Below are 25,267 nucleotides of genomic sequence, written 5' to 3'. Positions count from 1 at the left end.
CACCCTATGGGTTCATTATAAACATTCAACATTTAACATTCAACATTGTTCTTTTCATTAAGATTTATATTTTCACTTTTAACTTACCACTTGTAGTTTTTAACTATTCACTATTCACTATTAGTTTATTCACTGGTTTAGTCCTCTACATCAACGGTCCTCCGTCGATATCCCTTTCGCATGCCCCACATTTTATCCCTACCATCCGATCTATTACATTGAGGCGCTTAAACTCTTTACTATACTCAGATGAAATCTCTTTAAGCTGATTGTAGCATTGAGGGCAGAGCTCCTTATGATTGATGTTTTTAAATTTTTCTGGTATTACAGGAATCTCCAACACTACATCTTCCCTGTTAACTGCCCTTCTGCTGGCTATTACCACACCCATCGCTTTATGGCTGATGGCATCTACAGTCTTGTATTCCTTATTAAAGTTTTTTGCAAGCTTCATATATTTGGACATAATCTCTATGGGTACTCGATTATTTACAATGATCATTTCAGCCTCAGGATCTCTAATACCTTCCTGAATTTTATCTATAGCTAGGGTTTTATTGGTATCTTCAAGGGTTAAAGCCATAACTACCCTTTCTCTAAACTCTCCAAGCCATATTCTTTTCTCTTGAAGTTTTAACTCAGGAGCACCATGTATGGCAAATTCAATTGTTCTCTTTAACTTATCATCAGACATATTATCCCTCCAGTAAAATCAACTAGTAATTAATAATTAGTAATTAAAGACTTTTTAAACCTTCTTTATATATCCATCAATGTTTTTCTAAAAATAGTTTTGCCTTTACAGATAAATACTACCCATATAATTAAAAGTTGAAAGACGAAAGTTGAAAATTGAATGGAAATATTATTTCCTCATTACTAATTTTTCTCTCAATTCTTCATTCTTAATTGTCTTATTATCCTCTTTATTGTCAACTAGCGATAAATCGTTTATAATATGTATAGGTTCACATAATTATAGTAGATAAGTAGTTAATTGGTCAAGTGGCCACACGGAGGAACTCATCATCTGTGTGGTTATGTTACTGATGGAGGTATAGAGATGAAATTCATGACTACAGGTGACAAAATACTAATAGGTGCTATATTGATTATCAGTATTATATCTTTATTTACAATACCATTGCTTTTAAATACATCTGCTGATGGTAAACATATTGTGTTAAATCTTGATAATGAAGTTATCTATCGCTTTCCTTTAACAGAAAGTAGCGAATCAGAATTTATAGACTTTCCCTTTAATTTTGGAGGTAAGGAGTATATAGGTAAGCTTGAAATAAAGGATGGAAGGGTAAGACTTCATCGTTTATCGGAAGAGATTTCTCCATTATCCATACATGCAGATATGGGTTGGATTAGCGAAACTTATCAGGTGATTGTAAGCTTGCCCGTTAAGCTATATATAACCATTGAAGAGGATAATCCCCAACAACAGGAGTTCGATGCTATTTCCTATTAAAGTGAATCAAAAAAGCTGACCTTTTGGGTCAGCTTTTAGCTTTTTTGAAATTGAATTAATTGATGATTCAAATCTCAATCTTCAATCATTAACTTCATTTATTTGTGTTTCTCAACAAGGTTTAGTCTATTTAATGCTTTATTGAGGGCTATTTCGGCTCTTATTTGGTCTATATTTCCATGATTGTTTTTTAGCCTATCCTCTGCCCTTTCCTTAGCCTTTTTGGCTCTGTTTACATCTATTTCATCTGGCCACTCTGCTGCATCTAGCATTACAACAGTCTTGTCCAAATCTATATGAACAAAGCCTCCAGCCATAGCGGCTTCTCTAGACTTACCTTCATTGATAATTGTCATTTTACCTATCCTCAAGGGGGTAACCATAGGTATATGATCATGAAGGATGGCAAAATCACCCTCAGTCGATCTTATAATTACCCTTTCTACTTTATCATCCAGAAAAATCCTATGGGGGGTTATTATCTGGAGATGAAACTTTTCAGCCATCTCTTCACCTACTTCCCTTTGGCCTTTTCTACTGCCTCGTCAATTGATCCTACATAAAGGAAGGCTGATTCTGGTAAATCATCATGCTTTCCATCTAGTATTTCCTTAAATCCGCGGATGGTTTCCTTTAAAGGTACATATTTACCTGCCATTCCTGTAAACTGCTCAGCAACGTGGAAGGGTTGAGATAAGAAACGTTGCATTTTTCTAGCTCTAGAAACGATTAGCTTATCCTCATCGGATAATTCATCCATACCAAGGATGGCAATAATATCTTGAAGCTCCTTATATCTTTGTAGTACCTCCTGCACACCCCTAGCAACAGCATAATGATCTTCACCAACAATGGCTGGATCAAGGATTCTAGAGGTTGAATCCAATGGATCAACTGCTGGGTAAATACCAAGCTCAGATATTTGTCTTGAAAGAACTGTAGTTGCATCAAGATGGGCAAAGGTTGTTGCCGGAGCAGGGTCTGTTAAGTCATCAGCTGGAACATATACTGCTTGAACCGATGTAATTGAGCCCTTCTTAGTTGATGTAATCCTCTCCTGAAGAACACCCATTTCTGTCGCCAACGTAGGCTGATAACCAACGGCACTAGGCATACGTCCCAATAACGCAGACACCTCACTACCCGCTTGGGTAAATCTAAAAATATTATCAATAAATAGAAGAACGTCTTGTCCCTCTTGATCTCTAAAATACTCGGCCATGGTAAGCCCGGTTAAACCAACCCTCATCCTGGCTCCCGGTGGCTCGTTCATCTGTCCATAAACTAGAGTAGTTTTATCAATAACACCTGAATCAATCATTTCATGATAAAGGTCATTTCCTTCCCTTGTACGCTCACCAACACCTGCGAATACAGAAAGACCCCCATGCTCCTTGGCGATGTTGTTAATTAGCTCCATAATAAGTACTGTTTTACCTACTCCAGCACCACCAAAGAGTCCAATTTTTCCTCCCTTTGAATAGGGTGCAATTAAGTCAACTACCTTTATTCCAGTTTCAAATATTTCAGTTGCAGTCTCTTGGTCCTCAAAGGCGGGAGGTTGTCTATGAATAGGTGATTGGAACTCAGATGCAACTGGCTCCTTCTCATCCACCACCTCACCTAATACATTAAATATTCTACCAAGAGTAGCTCTACCTACTGGAATCGTAATGGGAGCTCCGGTATCTATTGCCTCCATACCCCTCATTAATCCATCAGTTGAGCTCATGGCAACGCATCTAACTGTATCGTCACCGATATGTTGAGCAACCTCAACTGTAACGCTGTGATTTTCAGCATTTATCTTAATGGCATTTAATAATGCTGGTAGCTCTTCATTCTTAAAGCTTATATCTACAACGGGTCCAATGATCTGAACCACTTTACCAACCTTTCCTTCAGCCATTATCTAACCTCCTTCTAAAAAAGATAGTTAAAAGTGTAAAGTTAAAAGTTAAAAGTTATGAAAGATTAGCAAACATCTATGAATCTAATATTGATTAGATTTTAATCGTAAACAACTAACGACTGATATCCTACTTATTTTCATTTTACACTTTTCTTCACTTTTCATTTTTCACTTTTCATTTTTCACTATTTTAACGCTTCTGCTCCACCAACAATTTCTGCAATTTCTTGAGTGATGGAGGCTTGTCTTGCTCGGTTATACTGAAGCTTTAAGCTATCAATCATATCTTCAGCATTATCAGTGGCGCTCTCCATTGCCACCCTTCTTGCTCCCTGTTCACTGGCTGAAGACTCCACCATGGCCCCATAGATCATACTATCAATATACTTAGGTATCAAATATCCAAGGACAGCTTCAGGGGAAGGCTCATAGGTCATCCTTTCATCCCTATCCTTGAGTACCGAATTACCAACCTCTACCTCTAAGGGTAAGAGCTTAACCATCTTGGGTTTCTGACTTATGGTACTGACAAATTCTGTATACACAAGATATACCTCGTCAACTAGTTGTTGCTTATAAAGCTCTCTACTGAGGTTTCCTATACTTTGGGCCGTAATGAAGGTTGGATTTTCTAAAACATATACAAACTCTCCATCTAAGTCGTAATTTTGCTTTTTAAAGAAATCACGGCCCTTTTGCCCGATGGCTATAACCGATACCCGCTCCTTATCCTCCATATGGCTTGTTGCCTTTTTAATTACATTGGAATTGTAACCGCCGCAAAGACCTCTATCTGCAGTAATAACAATATACCCTGTTTTTTTAACTTCTCTGGATATAAGGTATTCATGCTTGATGCCCTTGGTGGAGGCGATGATTTCATTAATGGTTTCACCCATCATGGTAAAGTAGGGTCTTGTTTTTTCTAAACTCTCCTTCGCCTTACGTAGCTTAGCAGAAGAAACCAACTCCATAGCCTTCGTTATCTGCTTAGTGCTGTTAACACTCTTTATCCGTCTTTTAATGTCCCGCATTCCTAGACCAGCCAAATTCTCACCTCCCGGTTAAATTTATTAACCGTCTATTCCAGCTCTTGTATGAACTGTTTCTTAAAATCTTCAATGGCAGCTTTTAATTTATCTTCCGTTTCACCCTCTAGGACACCTGTCTCCTTAATGGTTTTTCCAACCTCTGGATGATTGCTTGCCATAAACTCTAATAGCTTTACTTCAAAATCCCTTACATTTTCAATATCGATATCAGTAAGGTATTTGTTGGTTACAGCATATATGATGATTACCTGCTCCTCTACTGCCATTGGCTTATACTGAGGCTGCTTTAATATTTCAACAATCCTCTCACCTTGAGCCAATCGCTCTTGAGTTTCTTTATCTAGCTCTGAGCCAAACTGGGCAAAGGCAGCTAGTTCACGATATTGAGCAAGCTCTAATCTCAGTTTTCCAGATACCTTCTTCATAGCCTTTATCTGAGCACTACCACCAACACGGGAAACGGATATACCAGGATTTACAGCTGGTCGAATACCAGAGTAGAACAGCTCTGACTCTAGGAAAATCTGTCCGTCAGTAATGGATATTACGTTAGTTGGTATATAGGCAGAAACGTCTCCTGCTTGGGTTTCAATAAGAGGTAGAGCGGTTAAGGACCCTCCACCATTGGCATCATTTAGCTTTGCAGCCCTCTCAAGTAATCTACTATGAAGGTAGAATACGTCTCCTGGGTAGGCCTCACGTCCTGGAGGACGTCTAAGCAATAGCGACATGGCACGATAAGCAACTGCATGCTTAGAAAGATCATCATAAATAATTAATGCATGCTTACCATTCTCCATAAATTCTTCGCCCATAGCACAACCGGCATAGGGTGCTAAATATTGTAGTGGTGCCAGCTCACTTGCAGTAGCTGAAACGATGATGGTATAATCCATAGCTCCATTCTTCGTTAAAATATCTTGAATCTGCGCAACTGTAGACTTCTTCTGGCCGATTGCAACATAAATACACATGACATCTGTATTTTTTTGATTAATGATTGTATCTATAGCAATGGCAGTTTTACCTGTCTGACGATCACCGATGATTAATTCCCTTTGGCCTCTACCAATTGGAATCATTGAGTCTATAGATTTTATACCGGTTTGTAATGGTTCATGAACGGATTTTCTCTTGATAATTCCAGGAGCAACCCTTTCAACTGGTCTGAATTTGTCGGTGTTGATGGGTCCCTTACCATCAATAGGCTGACCTAGAGCATTCACAACTCTACCCAGCATGGCTTCTCCAACGGGAACCTCAACAATTCTTTGGGTACGCTTAACGGTATCCCCTTCCTTAATATTATCATCAGAGCCAAGAAGTACGCATCCAACGTTATCTTCTTCAAGGTTTAAGGCCATTCCATATACTCCACCAGGGAATTCTAATAGCTCCCCAGACATACATTTTTCCAGACCATGAATCCTTGCAATACCATCACCAACCTGAATAACCGTACCTACATCCTTTACTTCTAACTTTCCTTCGTATCTCTTAATCTGCTCTTTTATAATAGAGCTGATTTCTTCAGGTCTAAGATTCACGTGCATCACCCCTATTCTATACTATAATTTGACTTAATTGCTCCTTTAGTTGCCCAAGGCGGTTTTTAATAGTTCCATCGATAACTTTGTCTCCCATTTTAATCAGAATACCACCAATGATGTCACCATCAACCTGATTGGTTAATTGAACATTCTTACCAGAAGACTTTGAAAGCTTAGCTTCCAGAACCTGTAGGTCAACCATCTTCATAGGAGAAGCAGTAATGGCAACTGCAGAAACCATATTCTTGGAAGCATTGGCAAGAGCCACATATTCTGTGGTAATATCCTGCAAGTAGCCTTGTCGTCTTTTGTCAAGTAATATGTACAAAAAGTTCAACATTTCATTGCTTACCCCATCCTTAAAGATTTGGGTTACTAGGTCCTTCTTTTCTTGAAGCTGAATTAAGGGAGATGCTAATAATTCATCCAATTGGCTATATTCTTTTAAGCAGTTGGAAATAAACATAAGCTCTTCCTTAAAAACATCTATTGTATTAATTTCAAGAGCCACTTCAAACAAAGCATTGGAATATCTCTTGGCTACTAATTCTGCCATGTTGTATCCCCTACCTCATCAATAAATTGCTGGATTAATTGTTGGTGAGCCTTTTCATCCAACTCCTTTTCGATGACCTTAGAGGCTGCCATCATAGCAAGGGTAGATATTTGATCCTTAAGATCATTAATTACTTTTTGTCTTTCCCTAGCTATATCCACATTGGCTCTTTGAATTATTTCCTTTGCCTCCTGTTGAGCCGCCTTTATGATTTCATCGCTTCGTTCTTCTGCTCTTTTGGTTGCATCTTTAATAATCTGAGTTCGTTCTTCCTTAATATGATCAAGCTTATCTTTATAATCAACATAAAGGGCTTGGGCTTCGTACTTCTTATCCTCTGCCTCCTTGAAGGCATCTTCTATATTCTTTGCTCTGTTATTCATAAACTCTGTAACAGGTTTAAATAAAAACTTTTTTAGAACAAGATATAAAACTAAGAAGTTCACAATCATAAAGAAGAAGGTCCAGTTCAATTCAACTAATCCTAAAAATGTCATCCCTTTGCCTCCTTTCTATTGTTTTGGGAGCAATCCTCTTCTGCCTATAAAAGACCAATAAGTGGATTAGCAAACAATAGAATTAATGCAATGATTAATCCATAGATACCAGTTGTCTCTGCAACAGCTGCACCAAGAAGCATTGTTCTAACAATATCCCCTTGAGCCTCAGGCTGTCTTCCTACACCTTCTGCACCTTTACCAGCAGCATATCCCTGACCGATTCCTGGTCCTATACCTGCGATCATCGCTAAACCTGCTCCAATAGCTGAAGCTGCTAAAACTAACGCTTTACCTGTGATTGGTTCCATAATTGTAATTCCTCCTTTAAATTTTCATAAATTATCATTTTAAATTTATTTGTTTCTATAGATAACGCATTAGTGGGTTTGCAAACATCAACACCAATGCAATAATCATGGCATATATGCCTGTTGTTTGGGCTACTGCCTGACCTAAGAACATGGTTCTTATAATAGCCGATTGTAGTCTTGGTCTCTTACCAACCATTTCTGTACCCTTACCTGCTGCATAGCCCTGTCCAATTCCAGGACCAATGCCTGCAATCATAGATAGGCCAGCACCAATGGCGGAAGCACCAACTACTAGGGCTGCTCCTGGTAAATTAACCAAAGGATTTGCAAACAATAAAATCAAGGCAATAACCAATGATAATATACCTGAGGTTTCAGCCACTGCAGCTCCAAGAAGCATAACCATAGTGGCTTGCTTGCTACTTTTAGGGTTATAGCTGACAGCTTCAGCTCCCTTACCGGCGGCATAGCCTTGTCCTACTCCAGGTCCAATTCCTGCAATCATTGCCAAACCAGCACCGATGGCGGATGCTGCCAAAATCAATGCCTTTCTATCAAAGGAATGTAACCATTCTAGAAACTGCATAATAAAATTTGTATTTTCCAAGTTCTCACCCCCTTAGGTGATAAAGTTAATTAATCCATTGCCATCGAAATAAATACCATAGAAAGCATTACGAATATAAAGGTTTGTAACACCCCTGAGAATAAATCAAAATACAAATGAAAGACTACTGGTATTCCCGCTTGTAAAACAGGGAAGAAACTTAAACCAAGGGCACCACTTAAACTGGTTAAGCCACCGTATAGCAATGCCATTATGATGAATCCACCCACCATATTACCAAACAAACGGAAGGCCAATGAAATTGGAGTGGCTAGCTCGCCAATAATATTTAAGGGTAACATAAAAGGTAGGGGTTGTAAAAAACCCTTTAAATATCCACCAACACCCTTTCTTTTTGTGCCAAAGCCATGTATTGCAACAAAGGTTAATATCGCTAAACCAAAGGTTGTATTTATATCAGCAGTAGGCTGTCTAAAACCAATTAATCCCCAAAGGTTAGCAAGTAATAGGAACAAAAATAAGGTACCTATATAAGGAGCAAAGAATACTTTGTCCTCACCCATGGTTTGTACCGTCAGCTTATTCAGGACATCTACCAGTGCTTCTGTAGCATTTTGAATGCCTCGTGGTATCTTGCCAAAGCTTCGAGTAGCAATTATTGAAAAGCCAATCAGGATGGCCATAATAATCCATGTGTTAACAACCGTATCGGTTATTGGAATTCCATCAAATATAGGTAGTGTGAAAACAACTCTAGGACCAAACCCTTCCATTATTTCTCCTCCTTTCTTTTAAAAATATTTTTAAAATATGCCTTACTGTTGAAGAGCTGTGTTTTAAATATAACTAGTTTTAATGAAATGAGCCCCAGTATAGTGCCCAATACATTTATATGCTGGGCCCTGATTGAAACATATACCACTACACCAGTAATTACATAGCGAATAAAATATCTAGAGGTAGCATAGGCTTGTGCCTTAGCAGGGGGCATCTTAACAGCTCTATCTAGAGTAAGAAATAAAAGCCTAAAATTAAGTAATGCAATGATTACACCAAATAGAATTCCCCCTAAATAGGGAAAATAATCCTCCACTACAAAGAATCCAACGACACCAAAAAAACCATTGAGGAGGAGGGCTCCTATTAAAATATTAACTTGTGTTTCTTTAACAGACATAGCCTTCACTGCCTCACTTCCTCTTCCTTTTTTCAATGTCCTTGGTTGCTACCTTAAAGAGATTAATAAATGCTACAACGACACCTGTTATAATTGAAGCAAATAAGAATATTGGCTGTGTATTAAACTTTTGATCCATCCATCTTCCAATATACAATCCTCCTGCGATTGGCACAATCATAGAAATGCCTATGTAGCTTATTAATGAAAGATTTTGCAATGGATGAGATTTTCTTTTAGCCATTTTATCCCCTCAGAGTATCTTTTATAGTAGATATTTAGTATAACCGCGCTAATAATTATTCAATAGTATTGCATTTAGTTGCAATACTAACTCTAGACCAATTTGTATTATTCGACATATTAATATTTTTTTCCTTCTTTTTAATATAAATAAATCTCATATTTTTCTAAAAATTTAGTAATGTTAAATAAGTAACTACTTTTAATTGTTGTATTTTAAGCTATTGCAGATGTCACTTAATTGTGTATTTTTATAAGATTCCAATATTATCCAATAGTGCCTTTACAATCCTTTCACTGGACCTACCATCCCCATAGGGATTTATTGCATTGGCCATCTGATTATATTCATGATTATCCTGCAAAAGTTTTCGAGTTTCCTTCACAATGTTTTCTTTATTAACTCCAACCACCCTTACCGTACCCGCCGCTACAGCCTCTGGCCTTTCTGTTTCTGTTCTTACTACAAGGATGGGTTTACCAAGGGAGGGGGCTTCCTCCTGTAATCCTCCAGAATCTGTTATAATCATATATGCCTTATTCATCAGATTTGCAAAATCCTCGTATTCTAAAGGTTCAATTAAGTGTACTCCCTTTACATCTCCCAAAACTCTAAAGGCGATTTCTCTAACAGCTGGACTTAGATGAACAGGATAAATAACCTCAACACTTTCATCTGCAGCCACCACTTCTTTGATTGCCTCAAAGATATCCTCCATTGGTTTCCCTTGATTTTCTCTCCTGTGGCAGGTCATGGCTATAACTTTTTTATTAACAAAATCTATTTTGTTTAACTCATCCACTTTAAAAAAATAATTAGGTTTAACTACTTGTAGAAGTGCATCTATTACAGTATTGCCGGTAATAAAGATATTCTTACCATCGATACCCTCATTTATCAGGTTTTTATAATTCTCCTCTGTAGGCGCAAAGTGTAGGTTCGCCAGGGTAGCTGTTAGCTTCCTATTAATTTCCTCAGGGTATGGAGAATACATATTTCCGGTTCTTAAACCCGCCTCCACATGACCAACCTTAATCTTCTGATAAAAAGCCGCTAAAGCAGCAGTGAAGGTTGTGGAGGTATCACCATGTACTAAAATGATGTCTGGCTCTTCTTTATTAAGGACTTCTTCTATCCCTTTTAAAACACCTACTGTTATATCCGACAAGGATTGGCGATTCTTCATGATATTAAGATCATAGTCTGGTTTTATTTCAAAAATCCTTAAAACCATATCCAACATCTCTCTGTGCTGAGCCGTAACACATACAATGGATTGTATCTGGTCATTCTTTTCGAGGGCCTTTACTAAAGGGGCCATTTTAATTGCCTCAGGTCTTGTTCCAAAAACCGTCAGTACTTTTAGTTTTTTCATAGTATTCTCCTTCCCATTATAAAACTAGGGTTTCATTTTTATATATGTAGATATTTGTATTATCGTTATATAGTTTAAAAATTATAATCATAACCCTTTACAAAGTACTCCAACCACTTGCTGGAATGATTAATAGATTTTGTCCACAATAAAGGATCTTTCAATATTCTTATATGTTTTAACCCTTAAGCTATATTATATATTAAAGAGTTTCTATAATAAACAGAATTATGAATAAAATTTGATGATATTTACTCGGAACAAAAGCATTTCATGTGTTAATTTTCTATGGTTAAAATGCTTTTGTTTTCCAGGGAACCCATGTGTTCCCTAGGACGTTTCGTTTTCGGTCGCCTCACCGTCTCGGCGCCGTTCGTGGCATAGTGCCACTTATTCGTGACACAACTCACCTCTCCTTACTTTAATAAGGGGGAACGCCCCCCTTAACAACCTCCCATTTCATAGGACTTAAAATGAATCCTATGAAATAAAAAAGCTGTTCTATTATGGATTAAATCCATAATAGAACAGCTTTAAACTTTTCCTACATATTGGCCTTTCTATGGCTGGATTTTGTGACGAGTCCAAACCTAAAGGCTCCAAATATCACTACGAAGGCAACGGTTAATAGAAATAGGTAGGCAGTTGTTACACTTGTATCAGATATAAATACTGCACTTCCACCAAGCAAGGCACTTATAAAATAAAGCACCAAAACCGTTTGTTTTTGACTTAAGCCTTGTTCTAATAGCCTATGATGAAGATGACCTTTGTCAGCTTCCATTATAGGTCTTCCGTTAACGAGTCTTCTAGTGATTGCAAAGGCTGTATCAAACACTGGCACCCCTAAGGCTAATACAGGGATGGCTACAGCAATGGTGGTAGCACTCTTAATAACCCCTTGGATAGAAACCGTCGCCAGCAGGAAACCGATTAGCAAAGAACCCGTATCTCCCATAAATATTTGGGCTGGATTGAAGTTATAGGGTAAAAATCCTACAGCTCCTCCCGCTAGAATAATCAGCAGCATAGCTACGGTAGGTTGATTGTTTGCATAGGCAACATAGGCCAGTGTTAGAGAAGCAATAACCGAAACTCCTGCAGCTAAGCCATCTAAGCCATCAATTAAGTTCACAGTATTGGTGATGCCAATTATCCAAAATACTGTAATAAAGAAACTAAGCTTCCCTAGTGGCACCCATTCGCCTACAAAGGGTATACTCATATACTCGATTTTAACACCACTATATATAACAATCATAGCAGCTATAAATTGTACCAAAAGTTTATATTTTGCAGATATAGGCTTAATATCATCTAACATTCCCATAATTGCTATTAGGGTTGCACCAATTAGAATTCCTACTAAAGATTTATCTAGCTCAGCCATAAAAAGGGTCGTTATGGTGAAGGCTAAAAAAATCGCAAGTCCACCCATCCTTGGTATAGGCACTGTATGAACCCGCCTTTCATCCTTAGGTACATCTATGGCTCCAACCTTGTAGGCAAACCTCTTTGCATAGGGTGTTAATATATATGAAATTGCTACAGCCACAAAAAAAGAAATTAACAGTTTATCCATTGTTCCACTCCTTCGAGAAGCATTCATTGCCAATTATAGCATGAATATTATACTTCAATCAATGTATCTATATACCTTCTATATCGAATTTTACCAACTTAATTCCAGCCTCCACCAGTATTGAGGCAGCAAACTCATCGGGGTAATCCCCCTTATAAATAACCTTAGTAATACCTGCATTTATCAAAATTTTTGCACACAGAATACAAGGTTGAGCCGTAACATATATTGTACTTCCTTCAATCTTTATTCCATGGAGGGCAGCCTGAATGATTGCGTTCTGTTCAGCATGTATTCCTCTACATAACTCATGCCTTTGGCCGGAGGGTATATTCAGCTTATCCCTTAAACAGCCTACTTTACTACAATGGGGTATCCCACTGGGGGCCCCATTATAACCACTTGTTAAAATTCTTTTGTCCTTTACTATTACAGCACCCACCTGCCTCCTTAAGCAAGTTGCCCTGGTTTTAACCACCTCAGCCATTTCCATAAAATATTGATCCCAGGATGGGCGCATTACATCTCCTCCTTGCGGAAAAATTTACTGATATCACTATTTTAGCACAAATCCAAGCTTTTTTAAATTTTGTAATAGAAATTTAATATATTTTCCATTTCTTTTTGATTATTATAGGAGATTACCTATCTCCCTTCAAATTTTCATATAAAAAACCCAGATGTTAAGTCGTATATACATTTATACGAAATAAAGCTGGGTTTTGAGGCACCTAAAAACTATTATTGCTTGAATCGGCAGCTGAAGCATCCTTAGATTTAGTGTCTTTGGAGCTTACTTTGTCCCAAAAAGTCTATCTCCTGCATCACCTAAACCAGGTACTATATATGCATGATCGTTCAATTTTTCATCCACAGATGCAACGTAGATATCCACATCATCATGAGCATCATGGAAGGCTTTTATTCCCTCGGGAGAGGCAATTATACAGGCAAGCTTAATATTGGTTACACCTTTATCCTTTAAAAATCCAATGGCTGCAATAGCTGAACCACCGGTGGCCAACATAGGATCTAAAACGATTAAATCTCTTTCTTCCACATCTGTTGGAAGCTTACAATAGTATTCTACCGGCTCCAGAGTTTCAGGATCTCTATATAATCCCACATGACCTACTTTAGCAGCAGGAATTAGCTGAAGAATACCATCCACCATTCCTAAACCAGCCCTTAGAATTGGAACTAAGCCTAATTTCTTACCGGCTATAGACTTAGATTTAGTTACACATAATGGAGTTTCGATTTCTACCTCTTGTAGGGGTAGATCTCTGGTTATTTCATAACCAATAAGCATAGACATTTCCTTTACGATTTCTCTAAAATCCTTAGAACCAGTGTTCTTGTCCCTGATGAGGGTTAACTTATGCTGAATCAACGGGTGATCAATTACTACTACTTTGCCCATTCGTATTCCTCCCTTTATATTAATTAAAAGTATTTCTAGAGTAAATCCTCCAATGTTGAATGTTAAATGTTGAATTATTGTGGAAATTTATATTTAAATTTCTTAAAGATTGTTATTAAAGAATACTAATAAATTTGCCTTGCAAATTTTACCTCAATTAAACATTCATCATTAAACATTTAACATTTATGGTTTAAAAAATATTTCTTCTCAATATCACCAATTAAATCGATTCTATTCTTATGTCTGCCTCCCTGAAATTCTTCTGCAAGCCAGATATCCACAAGCTCTAATGCTAATCCCACACCAATAACCCTACCACCGAGGGCAAGAACATTAGAATCATTATGTTGCCTAGTGGCTTTAGCACTAAAAGAATCACTAACTAAAGCGCAACGAATTCCAGGCACTTTATTGGCAGCTATGGATATTCCAATTCCAGTTCCACAAACTAGTATTCCCCTTTCATACTCCCCTTTAGCCACAGCCTCTGCCACAGCCAACGCAAAATCAGGATAATTACAGGAGCTTTCAGAATGGGTGCCAAAATCCATTACAGTGTAGCCCTTCTCCTCAAGATGTTTCTTAATTGTTTCCTTTAACTCATATCCTCCATGATCACTACCTAAAGCAATTTTCATAAAAACCGTCTCCTCTTCAAAATCTCAAACCTATATATTATTCTACACAAAATTTAAAATACCTCTTTTCCCACGCCCTGCGTAAAGCCTCCTCAATTTCATCCCTACAGCTTTTATATACCTCTATAGAATGTCCAAAGGGGTCTAAAATATCATTTCTTTCATTTAAATCTACATCATCACCATAACTAAACTCCTTCAGGGTAAAAACCTTTTCAGCAGCATCAGGAGCTAAACGCAGAACATTCCTTTTATGATTTTGTGTCATGGTTAATATTATAGCAGCTTCATCAATAAGCTCTCTAGAGAGGAGAGTAGACCTATGTCCACTAATATCTATGCCCTTCTCCTCCATTACCTTGATAGAATTAGGTGAAGCATGGTCTCCTGAGAAAGCTCCGGTTCCAGCCGATATTACCTTTATTTTTTCTGCAGCGTTATTTTCTTTTAGGATAGATATCAGTATAGCCTCTGCCATAGAACTTCGGCAGGTGTTTCCTGTACAAACAAACAATATAGTTTTCATAAATTCACTCCCTCTAGACCCTGTAAATCTTGTAGCCTGCGGCTTTAACTAACCTATTCATGATGGCTTGTCCAAGCTCTACCTCTTCTAAGGCCTCTGCCAAAATGATATCTACCTTTGTTTCATCAAACTCCCTCAGAGTCGAAAAGAGTTTAGCGGCAATTGTCTTCATATCTTTTTTACTACCCAAAGGCTTAATAATTCCCTTCTTATACCGGTGTTGGGTTTCATTTGTGCAAATAATCCCTACTTCTTTGCCATTGGCCATTAGTTCATTGGCTTTATTTGATATGGCCTTTACCACTGATTCATCCTCACCGGCATAAACCACAACCTCTGCCTTAGGAGAATAATGGGTATATTTCATACCTGGAGATTTGGGGGAAATGTCCAGAACTCCCGTTAACAAGGATGGATCCATCTCAACCCTTCCTAAAACCCCTTCTAACTCCTCCTTTGTGACTCCCCCTGGCCTTAATATGGTTGGAATATCTGTGGTCATATCCAAAACAGTAGATTCCAAACCTACACTGCAATCTCCACCAGCAATAATTACATCAACCCTACCATCTAAATCATCTATAACATGAGAGGCCTTTGTTGGGCTAGGCTTTCCCGAGATATTTGCACTGGGGGCAGCTATAGGTACTCCGGCAGCTTCAATTAAAGCCTTGGCTATAGGGTGGGCAGGATACCTTATGGCAACTGTATTTAAACCAGCCGTTACATTATAGGGGACCCTAGAGCTTTTTTCCATAATGATGGTTAGGGGCCCTGGCCAAAAGGCATCCATTACCTCTTTAGCCTTTGGTGGAATAGCTTTAACTAAAGGGATAACATCCTCTTCCCCAGTAACATGTACAATTAATGGGTTATCAGAGGGTCTTCCCTTAGCTTTAAATATTTTTTCTACGGCCTTCTCATAAATGGCATTGGCACCCAATCCATAGACCGTTTCCGTGGGAAATACGACAGTGCCTCCCCCTTTGAGAACCTCCCCACAGTAGTTTAGCTTTCCTCTATCTAAGTTCTCACAACTTATTTCTATAATTAATGTATTCTTCAATAAAGGACACCCCTCTCTATTGCAAATCTTATTAGTTCCCTAGCGATGGGGGCTGCCGAAGCTCCTCCAGTTTGACCTTCACTTTCCAACAAGACAGCAACTGCTATTTGAGGGTTATCGGCTGGCGCAAAGGCTATAAACCATCCATGAGTGACACCAGTGGTATTTTCAGCTGTACCCGTTTTTCCGCCAACCCCTATTCCAGGTATCCGGGCGTTCCAACCAGTACCCTCCTCAACAACAGCCACCATCATGGTTCTTACTTCACTGGCTATTTCTGACGAAACAATTGTTTCTCCATTTATGCTAATATAATCTTCTACCCTTCCTTCCGGGGTGATCATTTCCCGGATAATCCTTGGTTCCATCATCACTCCATCATTGGCAATGGTGGCAGCAATCATAGCCATATGTAAGGGGCTCATTTGAAGTTTCCCCTGACCAATTGCTACAGCCGCAAGATCGGTAGCTGACATACCCTCTGGATATTTCATACTACTATCAGAAGTATTAAAATCAGCCTTTAAATCACTTCCTATTTTAAAGCGTTTTGCTATATCAACGATTTTTTCCTCTCCTAGCTCCTGAGCCATTCTTGCAAAATTGGTATTACAAGAAACCACTAAGGAGCGTCTTAAATCTAGAGGTCCATGACCTCTGGGGTTTAAGTCAGACAGGGTATATCCATCAATTACAATGCTTCCTGTACAATCATAATTTGTTTCAACATCTCCTGCTTCTAAAATTGCCGCTGCTATCACTGGCTTAAAGCTAGATCCCGGTGGATATAAGCCTGTAGTAACTCTATTCAGGAGGGGACTTCTATTATCCTCAACCAGTCTACTCCAATCATCATTAAGGGTATTGGGATTATAATCAGGAGCACTTACCATAGCCAATATTTCTCCTGTTGAAGGGTTTAGGGCTACTATACCTCCAGTCTTCCACTGTATCAGCTCTAAAGCCCTCTGCTGTAGCTGGTGATTAAGGGTGAGATAAATATGGTTTCCCTTATAATGCTCCCCTATAATTCGATCACGTAATCTGGCCACTGTACCTTCCGAGGTATAACCCATCAGTTGATTATTATACTGGGCTTCTATTCCAGCCCGTCCATATTGCTGATGACTATATCCTACCACGTGACTGTAGAGATTACCAAAGGGATAGCTCCTTAATAACTGCTGATTATCATCAATAGTTTCGGCTATAATCACACCATTTCGATCATAAATAGTACCTCGTATGGTATTCTCTTCCCTTGCCCATTGTCTTCTGTTGTATTGGTTTCTTGCCACAGTTGAAGCTCTAAAAATCTGAAAGTGGGTTAAATAGCCAATAAGAGTTAGAAACAAAAGACTACTTACAAAAATAAGATGAATGATTTTTTTATGACTATTCAATTACATCCAACCCCTCTCCATCTATAGATATTCTCGAAAGGGCCTGCATAATTCCAAAGGCTATAAAGGCAGATACCAGAGAGCTTCCTCCGTAGCTTATAAAGGGAAGAGTTATACCAGTTAAAGGGATTAGCTTAATTACGCCACCAATAATAATAAAAGTTTGATATGCATAAGTCAAGGTTATACCCAATGCCACAATCTTTTTAAAAGTTTCTTTAATATTAAGGGTGATTTTAAAGCATCTATATACTAGAATAAAATACAATAATATCACTGCAATACCGCCGAATATTCCAAACTCTTCACATATGGCAGAAAAAATAAAATCTGTGTGAACCTCTGGTATATAATCCGGCCGCCCTAAGCCTAGGCCTGTTCCAAAAAATCCTCCGGAGGCAATGGCAAATAAGGATTGTGTAATTTGATATCCTTTGCCAGCTATATCCCTCCATGGATTCAGCCATGTTTCTATACGAACTTGAATATGTCCCATTGCAAAATAGCTAAGAAATCCAATCATAATAGAAGCAAGGATATTTATTAGGAATAGTCTCACCTCTGTATTGTAAGCATAAAAAATGCTTATAAAGACACCAAAAAACAGCATCGCCATGCCCATATCTCTTTGAAGAACCAAAAACAAGATGTGGATATAGATGATTCCAAGAAAAACATAAGGTTTTTTTAGTTTTTCAGGATACTTAAAGTAAGCAGCTATAAAAAAAATATAAAGAATCTTGATTGCCTCCGCTGGCTGAAGGGTAGATTGCCCAATTCTGATCCAATTGGTGGCTCCTTTGATGGTTGTCCCAAAAAAGAAGGTAAATAAAAATAACCCTATACCTGCAATGATGTATAAATAAAGATACCTATCCCAGCCCTTTATCCATAGAAAAATCCCATAGGAAAGGAAGTAAAATACCATTCCTAAACCATACCATGTTATTTGTCTAAATCCGTATTCAGGATTTAATCTATATAGCATGGCAATGCCTATACTGGATAGTAATGATATGATTAAAAAGATATATTGATCCCCCATCGATAGCTTAAGAATTATATAATAACAAATAACCATAATGAGAGTTAACAACCCCCCCGCCAAAGGAACGCTATAGTCTGCTACTCCATGGAAAAGATACAGCAGTGAAAAGAGCAGGAGGTTTACAGTTATTATAATGTTTATGGGTCTCTTTACAAATAGTCTTCCAAGCTTCATTTAATCCACCTCTTTAACAAAGAGAAACTCTATTTGACCCAAGCCAATTCTATCACCATTCCTCAACTTTACAACATCTTCTATCACAGTGCTGTTTAGGTAGGTGCCATTAACACTTCCTAAATCTTCAAGAAAATATTCACCCTCATCCAAGGTAATTTTTAAGTGTTTTGAGGATATATATTTATCATCAATTTGAATATCATTTCCCTTTCCTCTACCGAGGGTAGTTGAGTCATTTAAGTCATAAAATTCTTGAACATGAAAATCTAGCCTGTCCTTTCTATTGACAAGCTTTAAGTAGGGGTTATCATTCCTTTTTCCCTTATTATTAATTGCCTGAATATCTAGATATATTAGCCTGATAATACTATAGATAAAGTAGTAAATCAGTACAATAAATATATATCTAATGGTCCAGGATAGTATTTGATACATGGTATCACCTGCTTTTAAGACATAATGAAAAATATTGAATGGTGAATGTTGAATTATTGTAGAAATTTGATGACCAAATTTACACAAAACCTGATTACAGATTCTTATAAAAAAGACCTAAATTTGCCAAGCAAATTTTTTCATCAATTTAACACTTAACATTTAACATTCAACATTAACCCTATTATAGATATTGTATACCAAAATATGATAAATAAACAATGTCTTCTAGAACCTTTTTGATATGAGCATACCAAGCATAAATCCAATAGTGGTAAAGTAGGTTGATATTTTACCTCCATCAAGCTCTTTCCCCTTAGGAATAAGCTCTCCTAATGTAATAAATAGCATAGTACCGCCGGCCAATGCTAGACAAAGACCGATTAGCCCCTTGGCAAACTCACCCACCATTGAACCAACTAAAGCTCCCACCCCCATAGGCACACCCGCTAATATTGTAGACATAAATGCTTTAAGTCTAGAAAATCCTCCCGCCCTCATGGGAGTGGCCATAGCCAAACCCTCAGGTACATTATGCAGAGCTATTACGATGGCCAAACCAACTCCAAGTCTTTCTTGAGCAACAAAGCCCGATCCTATTGCTAAGCCTTCTGGAAAATTATGAAGGGCAATCCCTAGCCCTAAAAGCATCCCAGTCTTTATGAAGCCTTTACCCCTCCTGACATTTGATAGGTAAAATCTCGTTAGAAGACCGTCTAAAAAGGACACCATCAAGGCCCCCAAGGCTAAACCAAGAATCGTCCAATAGATACCCCCAAGCATATAGGCCTCTGGTAGCAACTCAAAGGTAACAATAGCAATCATCAATCCACTGGATAAGCCAATTATTCCACTTAAAAATTTCTTAGAAGGGTTCTTTAAAAAAAATGCCATCGATCCTCCTAATCCTGTTCCTAGTATTCCAACCACTAATCCAATAAAGGTTGTTCTTAATATATTTATCATGGAACTCTCCCCTTTCACTCCAATGTAAATATATTCATTGGTAAGGGAATTTATAGCTTGCAGAACAAAAACATTTCATACATAAAAATCTAGCGAAAATATTTTTCATATCCCTGAAATAGAAATAAAAAAGCTAATGATGATCATTAGCTTTTAACACAATTTATTGATTTTCTACCTGCTTTAACTTCTCAGCTTGATCCGAGGTTATTAAGGCTTCTAGCATCTCACTTATTTCACCCTCCATGAAGCTATCCAACTTATAAATAGTCATATTAATTCGATGGTCTGTGATTCTACCCTGGGGGAAGTTATAGGTACGAATCCTTTCACTTCTATCTCCAGTACCAACCTGGCTTTTACGATTTTCTGCTATCTCCGCCTGCTGCTCCCTAACCTTTAAGTCCAGTAGCCTAGCCTTTAAAATCTTTATTGCCTTCTCTTTATTCTTATGCTGCGACTTTTCATCCTGGCATGATACCACCATATTGGTGGGAAGGTGGGTTACTCTAACAGCAGAGTCTGTTGTATTAACACTTTGTCCACCACTTCCTGATGATCTAAAAACATCTATTCTCAAATCATTGGGGTTGATTTCAAATTCTACATCTTCAACCTCTGGCAATACTGCAACGGTGGCAGTAGAGGTATGAATTCTTCCACCAGATTCAGTAGCAGGGATTCTTTGAACCCTATGGGCACCACTTTCATACTTCAGTCTTGAGTATGCACCCTTGCCCCTAATCAGGAAGATTACTTCTTTATAGCCTCCAACACCAGTCTCGTTCAAACTCATAAGTTCTGTTTTCCAACCATTATTTTCAGCATACCTTGTATACATTCTAAAAAGTTCAGCAGCAAATAAGCCAGCTTCATCTCCGCCTGCACCAGCCCTTATTTCAACTATAACGTTTTTATCATCATTAGGATCCTTAGGTAATAACAGTACTTTAAGCTCTTCCTCTAAGTTGGTTATTTTCTCCTCAAGATCATCCATTTCCATCTTTGCCAACTCTCTAAGCTCATCATCAGCAGATTTATCATATAAAACCTCTTTTGCATCTGCTAGTCCTTGCTTAGACATTTTGTATTCCTTATATTTTTCTACAATAGGCTCAAGCTCGGCATGCTCCTTAACAAGTTTTTGCCATAAGCCTTGATTATTAATTACATCTGGATCGCTGATTTTCTTACTTAAATCTATGTGCTTTTCTTCAAGAAACTCCAATTTATCAAACATTTTTTTCACCTCAACCAATATTTTACTCAACACAATATTATACCATAATTATCTATTCTTGACCAATAAACTAATAATAAACCATACTAAATGTTGAATGTTGAATGTTGAATGCTGAATGTTGAATTGATGAAGAAATTGGCTATAGCTAATTTCCGACTATTCACTATTCACTATTCACTTTTCCCTACTACTTATTACCTATTCCCTATCTTTCCTACATCTCTCATTTTTAATCTATATTGTGATCTCTAAAGCTATGGTTTCCATCTTCCAACCACTACTCTATCTAGTCCTGCCAAATCCTTAATTACCCTTACATCCTTAAAGCTATTACTTTTTAGTATATTTTCTACGTCCCTTCCTTGGTCAAAACCAATTTCGAAGGCCAACCAACCATTATCAACCAACAAATCCCTAGCTGATGCTGTTATGTTCACATAGAAATCTAAGCCATCCTCTCCACCATCCAAAGCAAGATGAGGCTCATATAACTTCACCTCAGGGCCTAAGTTTTCAATTTCCTTAGACCGAATGTATGGGGGGTTAGATACAATGAGTTGATATCCTTCATTAAGATTATCTCCCATTAAAGGATAAAGCCTATCCCCTAAAATAAATTTGATTTTGTCATCAACCTTGTTGATGATGGCATTTTTTTTAGCAACTTCCAAGGCCTTTTCAGATACATCAATGGAATAAACCCTTATTTTTTCTATCATTACCGCCAAGCTTATGGATATTGCGCCACTGCCAGTGCCTACCTCCGCCACCTTAAGGAGCTGTGGTTTTTCATATTGATTCAAAAGATCAATAACCTCTTCGACAAGAATTTCAGTGTCTCCCCTGGGGATTAAAACTCCTTCTTCAACAAAAAAGTTCAAGCCCATAAACTCTTGTCGATTAACGATATATTGAATAGGCATACCCATTAACCTTTTTTCTATCAACATCCAAAACTTCCGACAAATTTCCCGGGAAATTTCCCTCTCAGGATATATATGAAGCTGTATTCTTTCAACTTCTAACAGATGACATAGAAGAACCTCAGCATCGAGCCGAGGTGTTTTAATTCCTTTATTGAATAACCGATCTTCAGCAGCCTTCAATAAGTCCAACAGCTTCATTTATCTATTCCTCCTTGATTAACAACAAGAACATTCTTTAATGCCTCAATGGCCACCTCCAGTTGACTATCATCAGGTTCAATAGTGGTAAGCTTTTGCATCATCAATCCTGGATAACTAACGATTTTCATTAGCGGAGAGCTGCTTTTTCCTGCAAGCTTAATAATTTCATAAGAGATGCCGGCTATCAGTGGTAATAATAGTAATCTACTAACAACCCTGATTAAAAGGTTATTCCAACCTACTAGTGAGAATATCAGCATACTAACCATCATGACAATAAACATAAAGCTGGTTCCACAACGAGGATGTAGCGTTGTAAACTTTCTAGAATTTTCAACGGTTAATTCTTGGCCACTCTCATAACAATATATGGCTTTATGCTCTGCACCATGATATTGAAATACCCTTTGCATTTCCTTAAGCTTTGATACTAGAACTATATAGACAATAAATATGGTTAGTCTTATAGTCCCTTCCAATAAATTTAAAACAACAATGCTATCGATAAATCTTTTTATAGCACTTACGATAAATGTTGGCCCTAAGATGAAAATTCCCACAGACATTATAATAGCTACAAAAACCGAGAAGTATAGAATTACATCATTGGTTTTCTCTTTGAAAATTTTCTTCAAAAACTCCTCAAATTTATCGGGCTCATTAGCCTCCCCCATAGAAGCCTCCAATAGCTCTGCTGAATAGGTTAGGGAGCGAACTCCCAATACCATAGAATCTATTAAAGCTAAAGCTCCCCGCAGTAGGGGGATTTTTTGCAGGTTATATTTCTTAACAATACCTGAAACAGGCTCTTTCTTTACAGTAATCTCCGTTTCAGAGGTTCTTACAGCTATGGCAATCTCATCTTGACCCCGCATCATGACGCCTTCGATTAATGCCTGACCCCCTATAGAAGTATATTGATCTTTACCCATGGTTTTCTTTCCTTTCTAAACTCCAATTTTCCTTCTATATTAAATATAGCATATTTTTTATGAAAATATAAGCTACAATGCTAAAGGATCCTTCATTATGTTTATTCTTTACATTTTATTAAAACTAAATGTTGCAATCATTGGTATATCCTAACTAAATTAGCATAAACTATTTTTTTAATGATGCATTTAAAATCGACACATAGATCATTGTAAGTCTACATGATTCTACAATTCTTTTAACGATATACTCCTACAGTTTTTATATAAAGAAATAATACAAAATAATCTATAATGATCAAACATTTGGTAAGTTCATCCTTTTATCTGAATGTTATGCAGCAAATTACATTGGTATAAAATAAAAGAAGAATTTAGTAGAATATTTTTCTAAATTTTCTTAATTATCTGTTTAATTTTTCCCCCTGATGGTATATAATAGATATATAGAATCCGGTAGTTCCCTCCAATCAAATCTAAGGTACATTAGTATTAGGCTTTAACAGTTTTGTTGGGAATAAGGTAAAATTTATTTCACTAAAGAGTAAGAAAGGATGTCGATAACACGAAATGATAAATAATAGTCCACCAAAGTCATATGTCATTGATTGGCATAGCTACTTCCGATTCTATAATAGATAAATGGGTGATTTCATTTAAAGGAATGAGGTCATCCATTATCATTTTTTGCCATTAATTAACCCTACATTTATATGAGGATTGTGTATAGTGATTTATTTTTAACACTTTTTATAATATAATATAAAAGCATGATGAATATTTTCAGGGATGGTGGCTATATTGAGTAATGAACTCTTTCAAATAAATTACATACTAAAGACTCTGCAAAAAAATAATAGTACTCCTCAAGAAGAAATAAAATTAGTACAGCAGATGATTGAATATGCAGAATCCTATAAAAAGGCTTTAATTAAACTTTCATCTCCTGACAATCAGCAACCACATACTAATATACAATCAGATTTGAAGCTTAAAAAGATTTCAGAGGAAGTATTTTTGTATAAGCCAGTAACCGTAAAAAATTATTATGATGGTGACTATCTAGAAAGATTCTCTTCTATGAGAACCTCCGATTTGAAAACAAGTGGGGCCTTAGAGATTCATAATCAGTTTTGGGAAGCCCACGAAGTTACCAGCGGTAATATTTTTGCCTCTCTGCCCTTAGAGCTGGTTAAGAACCTTCAAGCCCCTAAACTTAGACGTCTTAATTGGGTTGAGGTACAGGTAGATATTTATGAAATAGACTCGGAGACACAGGCAAAGCTTCCCCATCATGTAATACATGATAAGGTGGAAAAGATCTTTAGTGATTATTTGCTTGTTAGAGAAGTTTATGGAAATATTCCTATGATCCTTCACTATAAGGTGTAAATAAAATTGATAATGATCAAATTGAAAGTTGAAAATGAAAACCAAAGCCTATAAGTAGTCAGGAATGGTCTCATATAAAATTGTAAATTCAGGATAAGATAATTAACCTTAATCGCTTTCACAGTGCCATTATAAAATGCAAAAAACCAGCCAACGCTGGTTTTCTATATAACTCCCTTTTTAACCCTATCTATCAAATTCTCTACCTTTTCCTTTATTAAATCCCTTGTAGTTCTAAAGCCTTCAATGGGTCCTCCCGAGGGATCCTCTAAACCCCAATCCTCTTGGTGTTTACATGGCACATAGGGGCAGGAAACATTACAGCCCATTGTGATTAGTATGTCTATATCCTCAGGTATATCAGCTAAAAGTTTTGGGTAATGCTCCTTCATACTAATGCCTATTTCCTCCATAACCTCAACAGCTCCAGCCTTAACTTCAGGATAATCTTCAGTTCCAGCCGAATAAACCTCTAAGACCTCCGACCCTAAAGCCTTGGCCCATCCTTCTGCCATTTGAGAACGACAGGAATTATGAACGCATACAAATGCAACTTTTTTTTTCATTTATCTCAAATCCTT

General features: G+C 37.3%; 29 protein-coding genes. 2 read left to right on the top strand and 27 right to left on the bottom strand.

The genetic code is table 11. The annotated features are described in order from the left end of the window. Positions 1-145: 145 nt before the first annotated feature. Positions 146-694 carry a DUF1694 domain-containing protein gene (locus F8153_RS06120; RefSeq protein ID WP_151865488.1) on the bottom strand — a complete coding sequence of 183 codons (549 nt, stop codon included), beginning with the start codon at positions 692-694 and terminating at the stop codon, positions 146-148. A 369-nt stretch (positions 695-1,063) separates the two neighbouring features. Here F8153_RS06120 and F8153_RS06115 point away from each other — a divergent pair, with 369 nt between their 5' ends. Then, complete coding sequence (locus F8153_RS06115; RefSeq protein ID WP_151865487.1) at positions 1,064-1,480, top strand: NusG domain II-containing protein; 417 nt, start codon at positions 1,064-1,066, stop codon at positions 1,478-1,480. Positions 1,481-1,578: 98 nt separating this feature from the next. On the opposite strand, the gene F8153_RS06110 is transcribed toward F8153_RS06115, so the two are convergent. The 25 genes from F8153_RS06110 to F8153_RS05990 all read right to left on the bottom strand — a co-directional run bounded on the left by F8153_RS06110 (position 1,579) and on the right by F8153_RS05990 (position 23,294). Further along, on the bottom strand, positions 1,579-1,986 hold the full coding sequence (locus F8153_RS06110) for a F0F1 ATP synthase subunit epsilon (RefSeq protein ID WP_151865486.1): 408 nt from the start codon (positions 1,984-1,986) through the stop codon (positions 1,579-1,581). Positions 1,987-1,994: 8 nt separating this feature from the next. Then, positions 1,995-3,389, bottom strand: coding sequence for a F0F1 ATP synthase subunit beta (gene atpD, locus F8153_RS06105; RefSeq protein ID WP_151865485.1), 1,395 nt, complete (start codon positions 3,387-3,389; stop codon positions 1,995-1,997). A gap of 188 nt (positions 3,390-3,577) precedes the next feature. After that, the gene (gene atpG / locus F8153_RS06100; RefSeq protein WP_243136917.1) at positions 3,578-4,441 is read right to left on the bottom strand and encodes an ATP synthase F1 subunit gamma; all 864 of its coding nucleotides are present in this window, start codon (positions 4,439-4,441) and stop codon (positions 3,578-3,580) included. 32 nt (positions 4,442-4,473) lie between these two features. Further along, positions 4,474-5,991 carry a F0F1 ATP synthase subunit alpha gene (gene atpA / locus F8153_RS06095; RefSeq protein WP_151865484.1) on the bottom strand — a complete coding sequence of 506 codons (1,518 nt, stop codon included), beginning with the start codon at positions 5,989-5,991 and terminating at the stop codon, positions 4,474-4,476. A 16-nt stretch (positions 5,992-6,007) separates the two neighbouring features. Continuing rightward, positions 6,008-6,550, bottom strand: coding sequence for a F0F1 ATP synthase subunit delta (locus F8153_RS06090; protein WP_151865483.1), 543 nt, complete (start codon positions 6,548-6,550; stop codon positions 6,008-6,010). After that, positions 6,538-7,047 (bottom strand): F0F1 ATP synthase subunit B, encoded by a 510-nt coding sequence (atpF, locus tag F8153_RS06085; protein ID WP_151865482.1) that lies wholly within the window; start codon positions 7,045-7,047, stop codon positions 6,538-6,540. The genes F8153_RS06090 and atpF overlap by 13 nt, the downstream gene beginning before the upstream one ends. Positions 7,048-7,091: 44 nt before the next feature. After that, positions 7,092-7,358 carry an ATP synthase F0 subunit C gene (gene atpE / locus F8153_RS06080; RefSeq protein WP_151865481.1) on the bottom strand — a complete coding sequence of 89 codons (267 nt, stop codon included), beginning with the start codon at positions 7,356-7,358 and terminating at the stop codon, positions 7,092-7,094. Positions 7,359-7,413: 55 nt separating this feature from the next. After that, the gene (gene atpE / locus F8153_RS06075; protein WP_243136916.1) at positions 7,414-7,968 is read right to left on the bottom strand and encodes an ATP synthase F0 subunit C; all 555 of its coding nucleotides are present in this window, start codon (positions 7,966-7,968) and stop codon (positions 7,414-7,416) included. Positions 7,969-7,997: 29 nt separating this feature from the next. Continuing rightward, the gene (gene atpB / locus F8153_RS06070) at positions 7,998-8,702 is read right to left on the bottom strand and encodes a F0F1 ATP synthase subunit A (protein WP_151865480.1); all 705 of its coding nucleotides are present in this window, start codon (positions 8,700-8,702) and stop codon (positions 7,998-8,000) included. Next, entirely contained in the window at positions 8,702-9,142 is a 441-nt protein-coding gene (locus F8153_RS06065) for an ATP synthase subunit I (RefSeq protein ID WP_243136915.1), read from the bottom strand. The genes atpB and F8153_RS06065 overlap by 1 nt, the downstream gene beginning before the upstream one ends. Then, a complete protein-coding gene (locus F8153_RS06060; RefSeq protein ID WP_151865479.1) occupies positions 9,120-9,350 on the bottom strand; it encodes an AtpZ/AtpI family protein in 231 nt (76 codons plus the stop codon). Before F8153_RS06060 ends, F8153_RS06065 begins: the two co-directional genes overlap by 23 nt. Before the next feature lie 250 nt (positions 9,351-9,600). Then, a complete protein-coding gene (gene wecB / locus F8153_RS06055) occupies positions 9,601-10,725 on the bottom strand; it encodes a non-hydrolyzing UDP-N-acetylglucosamine 2-epimerase (protein WP_151865478.1) in 1,125 nt (374 codons plus the stop codon). A 544-nt stretch (positions 10,726-11,269) separates the two neighbouring features. Continuing rightward, complete coding sequence (locus tag F8153_RS06050) at positions 11,270-12,307, bottom strand: glycosyltransferase family 4 protein (RefSeq protein WP_151865477.1); 1,038 nt, start codon at positions 12,305-12,307, stop codon at positions 11,270-11,272. Between the two features lie 67 nt (positions 12,308-12,374). Continuing rightward, a complete protein-coding gene (locus F8153_RS06045; RefSeq protein WP_151865476.1) occupies positions 12,375-12,827 on the bottom strand; it encodes a deoxycytidylate deaminase in 453 nt (150 codons plus the stop codon). 273 nt (positions 12,828-13,100) lie between these two features. Continuing rightward, complete coding sequence (gene upp / locus F8153_RS06040; RefSeq protein ID WP_151865475.1) at positions 13,101-13,730, bottom strand: uracil phosphoribosyltransferase; 630 nt, start codon at positions 13,728-13,730, stop codon at positions 13,101-13,103. Between the two features lie 179 nt (positions 13,731-13,909). After that, positions 13,910-14,371 carry a ribose 5-phosphate isomerase B gene (gene rpiB / locus F8153_RS06035; RefSeq protein WP_151865474.1) on the bottom strand — a complete coding sequence of 154 codons (462 nt, stop codon included), beginning with the start codon at positions 14,369-14,371 and terminating at the stop codon, positions 13,910-13,912. 37 nt (positions 14,372-14,408) lie between these two features. Then, positions 14,409-14,897, bottom strand: coding sequence for a low molecular weight protein arginine phosphatase (locus F8153_RS06030; RefSeq protein WP_151865473.1), 489 nt, complete (start codon positions 14,895-14,897; stop codon positions 14,409-14,411). A 13-nt stretch (positions 14,898-14,910) separates the two neighbouring features. Continuing rightward, positions 14,911-15,963 (bottom strand): L-threonylcarbamoyladenylate synthase, encoded by a 1,053-nt coding sequence (locus F8153_RS06025; RefSeq protein ID WP_151865472.1) that lies wholly within the window; start codon positions 15,961-15,963, stop codon positions 14,911-14,913. After that, positions 15,960-17,366: a peptidoglycan D,D-transpeptidase FtsI family protein gene (locus F8153_RS06020; protein ID WP_151865471.1), complete on the bottom strand. Its 1,407-nt coding sequence runs from the start codon at positions 17,364-17,366 to the stop codon at positions 15,960-15,962. The genes F8153_RS06025 and F8153_RS06020 overlap by 4 nt, the downstream gene beginning before the upstream one ends. After that, positions 17,359-18,588, bottom strand: coding sequence for an FtsW/RodA/SpoVE family cell cycle protein (locus F8153_RS06015; protein ID WP_151865470.1), 1,230 nt, complete (start codon positions 18,586-18,588; stop codon positions 17,359-17,361). The genes F8153_RS06020 and F8153_RS06015 overlap by 8 nt, the downstream gene beginning before the upstream one ends. Next, the gene (locus F8153_RS06010) at positions 18,589-19,026 is read right to left on the bottom strand and encodes an FHA domain-containing protein (protein WP_151865469.1); all 438 of its coding nucleotides are present in this window, start codon (positions 19,024-19,026) and stop codon (positions 18,589-18,591) included. 228 nt (positions 19,027-19,254) lie between these two features. Further along, positions 19,255-19,992, bottom strand: a complete 738-nt coding sequence (locus F8153_RS06005; RefSeq protein WP_243136914.1) for a ZIP family metal transporter — start codon at positions 19,990-19,992, stop codon at positions 19,255-19,257. A 163-nt stretch (positions 19,993-20,155) separates the two neighbouring features. Then, complete coding sequence (gene prfA / locus F8153_RS06000) at positions 20,156-21,232, bottom strand: peptide chain release factor 1 (RefSeq protein ID WP_151865468.1); 1,077 nt, start codon at positions 21,230-21,232, stop codon at positions 20,156-20,158. 257 nt (positions 21,233-21,489) lie between these two features. Then, positions 21,490-22,359 carry a peptide chain release factor N(5)-glutamine methyltransferase gene (prmC, locus tag F8153_RS05995; RefSeq protein ID WP_151865467.1) on the bottom strand — a complete coding sequence of 290 codons (870 nt, stop codon included), beginning with the start codon at positions 22,357-22,359 and terminating at the stop codon, positions 21,490-21,492. Beyond that, positions 22,356-23,294, bottom strand: coding sequence for a DUF1385 domain-containing protein (locus F8153_RS05990; RefSeq protein ID WP_151865466.1), 939 nt, complete (start codon positions 23,292-23,294; stop codon positions 22,356-22,358). The genes prmC and F8153_RS05990 overlap by 4 nt, the downstream gene beginning before the upstream one ends. An 801-nt stretch (positions 23,295-24,095) precedes the next feature. Here F8153_RS05990 and F8153_RS05985 point away from each other — a divergent pair. Continuing rightward, the gene (locus tag F8153_RS05985) at positions 24,096-24,686 is read left to right on the top strand and encodes a hypothetical protein (RefSeq protein WP_151865465.1); all 591 of its coding nucleotides are present in this window, start codon (positions 24,096-24,098) and stop codon (positions 24,684-24,686) included. Positions 24,687-24,850: 164 nt separating this feature from the next. Here F8153_RS05985 and F8153_RS05980 read toward each other — a convergent pair whose 3' ends face one another. Then, complete coding sequence (locus tag F8153_RS05980; RefSeq protein ID WP_151865464.1) at positions 24,851-25,252, bottom strand: arsenate reductase ArsC; 402 nt, start codon at positions 25,250-25,252, stop codon at positions 24,851-24,853. Positions 25,253-25,267: the final 15 nt, after the last annotated feature.

This window comes from Alkaliphilus serpentinus (genome assembly GCF_009017255.1).
Taxonomy (GTDB): domain Bacteria; phylum Bacillota; class Clostridia; order Peptostreptococcales; family Natronincolaceae; genus Alkaliphilus_D; species Alkaliphilus_D serpentinus.
The sequence above is the reverse complement of the archived record's forward strand: the minus strand, read 5'-3'. Positions and strand labels throughout refer to the sequence as shown.